This window comes from Streptomyces sp. NPDC057950 (assembly GCF_042887295.1).
Lineage (GTDB): Bacteria > Actinomycetota > Actinomycetes > Streptomycetales > Streptomycetaceae > Streptomyces > Streptomyces kaempferi.
Genome location: NZ_JBHVPP010000028.1, coordinates 26,425 through 35,445, shown reverse-complemented (window position 1 = coordinate 35,445; position 9,021 = coordinate 26,425). Strand labels below are relative to the sequence as shown.

Below are 9,021 nucleotides of genomic sequence, written 5' to 3'. Positions count from 1 at the left end.
GCCCCGTGCCGGTCGGCGGAGGCTGGACGCGCCGTTCCCCGCACCCCCGGGACGACACCCTGCGACGCCCCGTGCCGGTCGGCGGAGGCTGGACGCGCCGTTCCCCGCACCCCCGGGACGACACCCTGCGACGCCCCGTGCCGGTGGGCGGGGGCTGGACGCGCCGTTCCCCGCGCCCCCTGAAAGCTGATCCCCGCGCCCCGGAAAAGTGGCTTCCGGTGCGCGGGGAGACAAGGCTCGGTGGGGGCGTCTAGTCGAGGGTGAACGTGGTCAGTACCGCCGCGTGGTCCGAGGGCCAGGCGTTGTCCGCGACGTCGGGCCACGTGCGCGGGGTGCCGGTGACAACCGTGCGGGAGTCGCGTACGTGCAGGCCGCGGCCGTCATGGAGGACGAAGTCGATGCGGTCCTGCGGCTCGGGGCGGCCGCTGCCGTCCTCGTGGAGGGCGTGGATCGGCGACCAGGTGTGGCCCGGGTCCCGCACCGGGTCGGGGTGCGCCTCGCGGTAGGAGTCGCGCAGGCCGGCCTCCTCGGCCGCCCGGGTCACCGGCCACTCGACGTCCGGCCAGTCCAGGTGCGAGGGGCTGTTGAAGTCGCCGACCAGGATCACGGGGACAGCGGGGTCGGCCGCGGCGTCGACCTCGCGCAGGATCTCCCGCATCTGGCCCAGCCGGCCGGCCTCGTGGGCGATCAGCGCGGCCGCGGGAAGCCCGTCGAAACGGGCCTCGTATGGTCCGTACGGCGTGTAGTCGAGATGGGTGCTCCAGACGGCCACCTCCTGGCCGTCCTCCAGCCGGATCCGCACCCCGGTCCCGCCGTAGAAGCCGACCTCGGGGTCGCCGAGGCGGGCGGTGATCGGGTGGCGGCTGATGATCCCGAGGTTGTCCCCGGCCCGGTGGTGGTGCCAGCCGAGGGCCTCGGCCAGTTCCTGTGCCGCGTTCCCGTACGTCTCCTGGAGGCCGACGACGTCCGCGCCGCTCTCCGTGATGACCTTGAGCTGCTTCTCCCGGTGGTCGTCCACCTTGGTCCCGCCGTACCAGAGGTTCCAGCTCATCACCCGCAGTTCACGGGGCGCCAGCATGCCCCGCAGCCGGTCCGGCGTCACCTCCTCCAGGCTGGTGAGGACCGTGCGTCCGGGGGCGGGGCCGATCGGCGCGAGCGAGGGCACGGCGAGCACCGCGCACCCCGCGGCCTCCGCGGAGGCCACCCCCGTCTCGGTGTCCTCCACGGCCACGCAGAGGGCGGGGTCGACGCCGAGCGCGCGGCAGGCGGCGAGGTACGGATCCGGGGCGGGCTTGGTGCGCTCGGTGTCGTCGGCGGTCACGGAGGTGGCGAAGTGCGCGGCACCGAGCGCGTCCAGGACGGTGTCGGCGACGGCCCGGGGCGAGGCGGTCACCAGGGCGGTGGGGACGCCTTCGCGCGCCAGGGCCCCGAGGAGCCGCAGTGCGCCCGGGCGGGGCACCACCCCGGTCCGGACGCGGTCCGCAAACTCCCGGTGCAGCCCGGCGGCGATGCCCTCCGCCGGGGTCCCCGTGACCGCGCCCAGCCAGTCGGCGGTGTACTCGACGGGCCGTCCGAGAACCTCCGGCTGATCCTCCCCGGTGAGCGGGCGCCCGAGCCCGACGGCCACCTGTTCCACCGCCTCCCACCACAGTCGCTCGGTGTCCACGAGCGTGCCGTCCATGTCGAACAGGACGGCCTGGAGCGGGAGTCGGGGGGTGGCGCGATGGGTCACGGTGTTCTCTCTCATCAGTGGGGGGAGGTCCGGTGGGGCGAGGTCCGGTGGGGGAAAGAGCCGGGAGCGGAGCGGGTCAGTGCGCGCGCTCGGCGACCAGTACCGGCCGCTCCGGCAGGCGCACGGTGACGGCCGCGCCCGGCGCGATCGTGGCGGCCTCGTGCGTGGGCAGGTCGGCCTTCACCTCGGTGCCGTCCGCGAGCCGCACGGTGACACGGGTCGCGGCCCCGAGGAACGCGCTGGCCACGAGCCGGGCGTCACCGGCGTCGTCCGCCTCCACCCGTACCGCCTCGGGCCGTACCAGCACGTCCACCTCCCGCGCGTCGGGCGCGTCCCCGTCGACCGGCAGCCGCTGTCCGAGCACCTCGACGGTCGTGGCCTCGAGGCGTCCCGGGATACGGCTCATCGTGCCCACGAACTCCGCGACGAACGCGGTGGCGGGCCGCCCGTACAACTCGGCGGGGGCCGCGCACTGTTCGAGCCGCCCGGACCGCATCACGGCGACGCGGTCCGCCATGGACAGCGCCTCCTCCTGATCGTGCGTCACGAACAGGGTGGTGATGCCGAGTTCCTGCTGAAGCCGGCGGATCTCCTCGCGCAGGCTGAGCCGCACCTTCGCGTCCAGCGCCGAGAGCGGTTCGTCGAGGAGCAGGACACGCGGGCGCAGGGCGAGCGCGCGGGCCAGCGCGATGCGCTGCTGCTGGCCGCCGGAGAGCTGGTGGGGGAAGCGCTCGCCCTTGTCGGCCAGACCCACGAGGTCGAGCAGTTCGGCGGCGCGGGTGCGCCGCTCCGCCGTGCGCACCTTGCGCATCCGCAGCCCGAAGGCCACGTTGTCGAGGGCGCTGAGGTGCGGGAAGAGGCTGTACGACTGGAAGACCATGCCGGCGTCGCGGCGGTGGGCGGGGACGCGGGTGACGTCCTCGCCGTCGACCAGCACCTCGCCGGAGTCGGGGTGTTCGAAGCCGGCGAGCATCCGCAGCGCGGTGGTCTTGCCGCAGCCGGACGGGCCGAGCAGGGCGAGGAGTTCGCCGGGCCGGGCGGTCAGGTCGAGCCCGTCGAGGGCGACGGTCGTGCCGAACGCCCTGCGCAGGCCTCGGAATTCGACGGTGGCGGCCTTCTCCACCGCCGGGGCGGTCTTGTGCGTGGTGAGGGTCATGGTCATCCCCGGGAAGCGGTACGGGAGCGCCCGCCGAGCCCGGCGAGCGAGAGGAGCAGTGCCCAGGTGACGAGCAGGCTGAGCACGGAGACGGCGACGGAGAGCTGGGCCTGCGAGCCGCCGATGCTGTAGATCCACACGGCGAACGGCTGGAAGCCGAGCAGCTGGGCGACGGTGAATTCGCCGAGCACCAGCGCCAGGGTGAGGAAGGAGGCGTTGAGCAGTGCCCCGCGCAGATTGGGCAGCACGACCCGCACCAGCGCCTGCGGCCAGTTCGCCCCGCAGCTGCGGGCGGCCTCGACGAGGGTGCGTACGTCGACGGCGCGCAGTCCGGCGTCCAGGGCCCGGTACACGAAGGGCAGCGCCATCACGACGTAGGCGAGGACGAGGACGAACGGGAAGTCGGGGTTCTGCAGCGCCACGAACGTCTGGAAGAGCGGGGTGTGGGAGAGGTGTTCGGGACCCCACTTGAGGACGGTGGAGATCCCGGCGACGAACGCGATCGGCGGGACGACCAGCGGCAGCGAGCAGATCACCTCGACCACGGGCCGCAGCTTCGGGGCGCTCAGCCGCAGGGCGACCATCGCCGGCACCATCAGCAGCAGGACCACGGCGATGGTGGCGGCGGCCAGTTCCAGCGAGAGCAGCAGGCTGGAGGTGAAGCCGTCGGCGCCGACGATCTGGCTGTACGCGTCGAAGGTGATCCCCTGGTTCGGCACGTCGACCGTGAAGACCAGGGACGCCGCGAGCGGGATCAGGAAGTAGAGCCCGGCGAAGGCGAGGACGACACCGCGCCAGGGGCGCACACGCCGGGACTTGTTCACGCTTCCAACCATCGCGCGCTCCGTCGTTGCAGGGGCAGGTACACGGCCATGACCAGGCCCGCGACCAGGACCATGTCGAGGCTGAGGGCGAGCGCCACGTTCTCCTGGCCGACCAGGACGTTGCCGGAGATGGCGTCGGCGATCTGCAAGGTGACCAGCGGGACCGCGCTGCCCACCATGGCCGCGGCGGTGGCGTACGCCGCGAAGGCGCTGCCGAAGAGCAGCACCAGGCCGCCGAGCAGGGAGGGCGCGAGGACCGGGAGGGCGACATGGCGCCAGTACTGGACCCCGGTGGCGCCGTTGTTCTGCGCGGCCTCGCGCCACTGGGAGCGCAGTCCGTCCAGGGCGGGCGTGATGGTGAGGACCATCAGCGGGATCAGGAAGTAGAGGTAGACGATGACCAGTCCCCAGAAGCTGTAGAGGTTCCAGCCCTTGTCGGTCAGGCCCAGGTGCCGGGTCAGGACGCCCGCGTTGCCGAGGGTGGCGACGAAGGCGAAGGCCAGCGGTACACCGCCGAAGTTTGCGAGGACACCGGACGCGGTCAGCACGGCCTCGCGCAGCGCGCGGAAGCGGGAGGTGACCACGGCCTGGGCGAGCAGCAGTCCGAGCACGGTCGCGAGGGCGGCCGAGACGGCGGACAGCTTGACGCTGCCGATCAGGGCGGTGAGGTACGCGCCCTGGAGCGAGGCGGTCAGGTTGGCCGTGGTGTACGACGTGGCGCCGGTGGCCTGGTCCTTGAGGGTGAAGGCGCCGTTCAGCATGGCCAGGGCGGGGACCCCGAAGGCGATGGCGACGAAGGCGAGCAGCGGCAGGACGGCGAGCGGGCCGATGGCGCGGCGCCGCCGCTGCCGTGGGGCAGCGGCGGGCACCGTGTCGGCCTCGGTGAGGGCGACGGTCATCCGGAGACGGCCTTGCCCCAGCCCTGGGCGAGGACGCCCTTGGCCTTGTTCTGCTGGTCCTCGGTCGGGAAGGTGGGCGTACCCGTGACCTTGGGGAGCGCGGCGGCGGCGGTCTTGTCGAGCGTGCCCGCCTTGTCCATGGCCGGCATCAGGGCCGGGCGGGCGTATCCCTTGAGCCAGAGGTTCTGGCCCTCGGTGCTGTAGAGGTACTCCTGCCACAGGCGGGCGGCCGCCGGGTGCGGAGCGTCCTTGTTGATGGCCTGGGAGTAGTACTGGGCGTACTGGCCGTCCGCGGGGACCGTGACCGTCCAGTCGAGGCCCTTGGAGTTGAACTCGTCGGCGTAGCCGGCGTTCAGGTAGTCCCAGTCGATGCTGATCGGCGTCTCGCCCTTCTCGACGGTGGCCGGGGTCGACTCGACGGGCGTGTAGTTGCCGTTCTTCTTCAGCTTGCCGAAGAAGTCGATGCCGGGCTGGATGTCGTCGAAGGAGCCGCCGTTGGCGAGGGCGGCCGCGTACAGGCCGCCGAAGGCCGAACCGGACTTGGTGGGGTTGCCGTTGAGGGCGACCTGGCCCTTGTACTGCGGCTTCAGCAGGTCCGCGAAGGTCTTGGGGCACTCCTTGACCTTCTTGGCGTCGCAGCCGATGGAGACGTAGCCGCCGTAGTCGTTGAACCACTGTCCCTTCGGGTCCTTCTGGGCCTCGGGGATGTCGGCGAACGACGTCACCTTGTAAGGCGCGAGCAGCCCCTGCTGGGCGGCGCTCAGCGCGAACGAGCTGCCCAGGTCGAGGACGTCGGGGGCGCGGTCCTGGCCCTTGCGCGAGGTGACGGCGGTGATCTCGTCCTGGCTGGAGCCGGCCGGGTTCTCCACGTCGATCTTGATGCCGTACTTCTTGGTGAAGCCGTCGATCAGCGCGCCGTAGTTGGCCCAGTCGCGGGGCAGCGCGATCGCGTGCAGCGTGCCCTCCTTCTTCGCCGCCTTCACGAGGGCGTCGAGACCACCGAAGTCCGCGGCGGAGGTCGCGGTGGCCGCGCTCTTGCCGTCGGCGGTGGTCGCCTTGTCGTCGGGGGCCGCGCCACAGGCGCTGAGGGCGAGGGCGGCGGCGACGGCGAGGCCGCCGGTGAGGACGGCGGTCCTCGGCAGGAACACGGTCACGGTCTCTCCAGGAGTACGCACGAGGGTGTGAGGAAGCAGAGAACTTGTCTGAACAAGTTGACCCCAGTAGGCCCGGCGCTGATGTCCTGTTCGTAAACTCTGGCGAAACCCTGAACCCCGATTCCCTGCACAATCTCGAGCTGCCCAGATCACCGTCCGATCTCGATTAGGCTGGTCACGCTGTGCACAGCAGCCGGATCAGAGGGGAAGCATGGGGGCGCGACACGAAGAGATCGCCGACGAGCTGCGGCGGGCGATCGACCGCGAGGAGTACACGGTGGGCAGTCTGCTGCCCCCGGAGACGGACCTCGCGGCGCAGTACGGCGTGGCGCGCGGCACGGTCCGTCAGGCCGTCGCGGCCCTGACCGCCGAGGGCCTGATCGGGTCCCGCCAGGGCGCGCGCCGGGTGGTGCTGGCCAGCCGCCGCAGCCAGAGCTTCGCCGAACTGCGCAGCTTCGCCGAGTGGGCACGCACGATGGGACGCGAGGCGACGGGACACGTGGTCGAGCAGACCTACCGTCAGGCGACCGCCGAGGATGCCGTGCGCCTCCAACTGCCGGAGGGCACAACTGTGTTGCACGTACTGCGGGTGCGCGGCCTGGACGGTGAGCCGGTGCTCCTGGAACGGACCGTGTACGCCGACTGGATCTCCCCCGCCGTCGAGCCCATCGAGCCCGACTGCCCCTCGGTGACGCAGCGGCTCTTCGAGGACACGGGCCTGGTCTTCGCCTATGGCGAGCACGTCATCGACGCGGTGGCGGCGGGTGCCCAGGACGCCGAGCTCCTCGGCATCCGGCGCACCAGCCCCCTGCTCCGCGTCCGCCGCGTCACCACGACCCGCGAAGGACGCCCGGTGGAGTGGTCGGACGACCGCTACCGCTCGGACGCCGTGAGCTTCAGCGTGCACAACTCGATAGGGAACAACGCCATGGCGAGGAAGACGGCGGAGTAGGCAAGGACACCCCGCGCCCGGCAGGGCGCGGGGAGCAACACCCGGCAGGGCGCGGGGAGCAACACCCGCCCGAGGCGCGGGAAGTTGCGCCCCTCAGCACCGCCGACCACTCGCGCCCCTCAGCACCACGGGCACCCCGCGCCCATCAACACCGCAGGCGCCCGATCCCCCTCAGGGGCGCGGGGAACTGCGTGACCAGCCACGGAACCACCCGCGGACGACTCGCAACGGCCGCCACCCCGCCCCTGGTCATCGGCCACACGCTACGTGGGCGACCCCGAGGAGAACCTCCGCAGCAACGGCGAAAGCACCAGCACGGACTTCGTCCGCTCCACGAACGACTCCCCCGCGATCCGCTCCAGCACGCGTTCGAAGTGCCGCATGTCGGACGCGAAGACCTGGACGACCGCGTCCGCCTCCCCGGTGACCGTGGACGCGGCCACGACCTCCTGGTAGCGCTCCAGCCCGCGCTGGATCGTCTCCGGCGAGGTGTTGCGCCGGCAGTAGATCTCGACGAAGCCCTCCGTCTCCCAGCCGAGCGCGGCCGGGTCCACCCGTACGGTGAACCCCGTGATGGCCCCGGTCGCCCGCAACCGGTCCACCCTGCGTTTCACGGCCGGCGCGGACAGCCCGACCAGTTGGCCGATGTCCGCGTAGGAGCGGCGGGCGTCCTCGGCGAGGGCGTGCACGATGCGTTCGTCGAGATCGTTCAGCACTGCGGGTCGTTCACTTCTCTACGGTGGCGATACGGGAGCGGCGGTAGCCGTAACTGAAGTAGAACACGAGCCCGGCGGCCATCCAGACTCCGAAGACCACCCAGGTGACGGCCGAGAGGCTGCCCATCATCCAGACGCAGAGCGCGAAGCCGATCGCGGGCAGCACCGGCGACAGCGGTACCCGGAAAGTACGCCGCATGTCCGGGCGCGTCCGGCGCAGCACGACGACGGCGACGTTGACCAGCGCGAAGGCGAAGAGCGTTCCGATACTGGTGGCGTCGGCCAGCCGGCCGAGCGGGATCGCGGCGGCCAGGACACCGCAGAACAGCGAGACGATCACGGTGTTGGCGCGGGGCGCGCCGGTCTTCGGGTGGACCCGTGAGAACACCTTGGGCACGAGTCCGTCGCGGGACATGGCGAAGAGGATGCGGGTCTGGCCGTAGAGCACGGTCAGGACGACGCTGGCGATCGCGATGACCGCGCCGGCCGCGAGCAGGGTGCCCCAGAAGGTCTGCCCGGTGACGTTCTTCATGATCTCGGCGAGGGCGGCCTCCGAGTCGTTGAACCGCCGCCACGGCTTCGCGCCCACGGCGACGGCCGCGACGACGACGTACAGCGCCGTGACGATGACCAGCGAGAGCATGATCGCGCGGGGCAGGTCGCGCTGCGCGTTCTTCGCCTCCTCACCGGCCGTGGAGGCGGCGTCGAAGCCGATGTACGAGAAGAAGAGCGTGGCCCCGGCCGCGCTGACGCCCGCCATGCCCAGCGGCATGAAGTGTTCGTAGTTGCCGGACTTGAAGCCCTGGATGCCGATGGCGCAGAACAGCAGCAGCGCGACGATCTTCACGGCCACCATGACCGTGTTGGCGCGCGCGGACTCCTTTGCGCCGCCGAGCAGGAAGGCCATGGCGAGCAGGACGACGATCAGCGCCGGCAGGTTGAAGAGTCCGCCGTCGCCGGGCGGCGCGGAGAGCGCGTCCGGGATGGTGACGCCGATGGTGCCGTCGAGCAGCTCGTTCAGGTACTCGCCCCAGCCGACCGCGACGGCGGCCACCGAGACGCCGTACTCCAGGACCAGGCACCAGCCGCAGATCCAGGCGATCAGTTCACCCATCGTCGCGTACGCGTACGAGTACGAGGACCCGGCGACCGGGATGGTGCCCGCCAGTTCCGCGTACGAGAGGGCGGAGAAGAGCGCCGTGAGGCCCGCGATCACGAAGGAGAGGGTGACCGCGGGTCCGGCCTTGGGGACGGCCTCACCGAGGACCACGAAGATGCCGGTGCCGAGCGTGGCACCGATGCTGATCATCGTCAGCTGCCACAGGCCGAGGGAACGCCGCAGGGTGCCCCCCTCCCCCTGCCCGCCCTCGGCGACCAGGCGTTCCACGGGCTTGCGGCGCATCAGGCGCGCCCCGACACCAGGGGACGGTGGGGCGGCCTGTGGACGGGACTGCGGGGGTGCGCCGGGATCGAGCACGCGCTGGCTCCTTCATCGCTGCCGGTCGGGAAGGCGGGGACCGGCGGCACCCCTGACAGGAGGGACCCACCGAGCGGGGTCCCCGCCACGCCATGTACAGCGCTCGACCCT

The 9,021-nt window shown here is 71.8% G+C and carries 8 protein-coding genes; 1 reads left to right on the top strand and 7 read right to left on the bottom strand.

The window, feature by feature from the left end; all coding sequences use genetic code 11:
- Positions 1 to 250: 250 nt before the first annotated feature.
- From ACFVTC_RS36300 to ACFVTC_RS36280, 5 genes are all read right to left on the bottom strand, one after another.
- Complete coding sequence (locus ACFVTC_RS36300; protein WP_390133042.1) at positions 251 to 1,747, bottom strand: HAD-IA family hydrolase; 1,497 nt, start codon at positions 1,745 to 1,747, stop codon at positions 251 to 253.
- A 61-nt stretch (positions 1,748 to 1,808) separates the two neighbouring features.
- Entirely contained in the window at positions 1,809 to 2,888 is a 1,080-nt protein-coding gene (locus ACFVTC_RS36295) for an ABC transporter ATP-binding protein (RefSeq protein ID WP_390133040.1), read from the bottom strand.
- Positions 2,889 to 2,890: 2 nt separating this feature from the next.
- Positions 2,891 to 3,724: an ABC transporter permease gene (locus ACFVTC_RS36290; protein ID WP_390133037.1), complete on the bottom strand. Its 834-nt coding sequence runs from the start codon at positions 3,722 to 3,724 to the stop codon at positions 2,891 to 2,893.
- The gene (locus ACFVTC_RS36285; protein WP_390133035.1) at positions 3,709 to 4,611 is read right to left on the bottom strand and encodes an ABC transporter permease; all 903 of its coding nucleotides are present in this window, start codon (positions 4,609 to 4,611) and stop codon (positions 3,709 to 3,711) included. Before ACFVTC_RS36285 ends, ACFVTC_RS36290 begins: the two co-directional genes overlap by 16 nt.
- A complete protein-coding gene (locus ACFVTC_RS36280) occupies positions 4,608 to 5,765 on the bottom strand; it encodes an ABC transporter substrate-binding protein (protein ID WP_390133033.1) in 1,158 nt (385 codons plus the stop codon). Before ACFVTC_RS36280 ends, ACFVTC_RS36285 begins: the two co-directional genes overlap by 4 nt.
- A gap of 211 nt (positions 5,766 to 5,976) precedes the next feature.
- On the opposite strand from ACFVTC_RS36280, the gene ACFVTC_RS36275 reads away from it, so the two are divergent.
- Positions 5,977 to 6,717, top strand: coding sequence for a GntR family transcriptional regulator (locus ACFVTC_RS36275; RefSeq protein WP_390133031.1), 741 nt, complete (start codon positions 5,977 to 5,979; stop codon positions 6,715 to 6,717).
- A gap of 263 nt (positions 6,718 to 6,980) precedes the next feature.
- On the opposite strand, the gene ACFVTC_RS36270 is transcribed toward ACFVTC_RS36275, so the two are convergent.
- The gene (locus tag ACFVTC_RS36270) at positions 6,981 to 7,433 is read right to left on the bottom strand and encodes an Lrp/AsnC family transcriptional regulator (RefSeq protein WP_037621108.1); all 453 of its coding nucleotides are present in this window, start codon (positions 7,431 to 7,433) and stop codon (positions 6,981 to 6,983) included.
- 10 nt (positions 7,434 to 7,443) lie between these two features.
- Complete coding sequence (locus ACFVTC_RS36265; protein WP_390133029.1) at positions 7,444 to 8,910, bottom strand: amino acid permease; 1,467 nt, start codon at positions 8,908 to 8,910, stop codon at positions 7,444 to 7,446.
- Between the last annotated feature and the right edge of the window lie 111 nt (positions 8,911 to 9,021).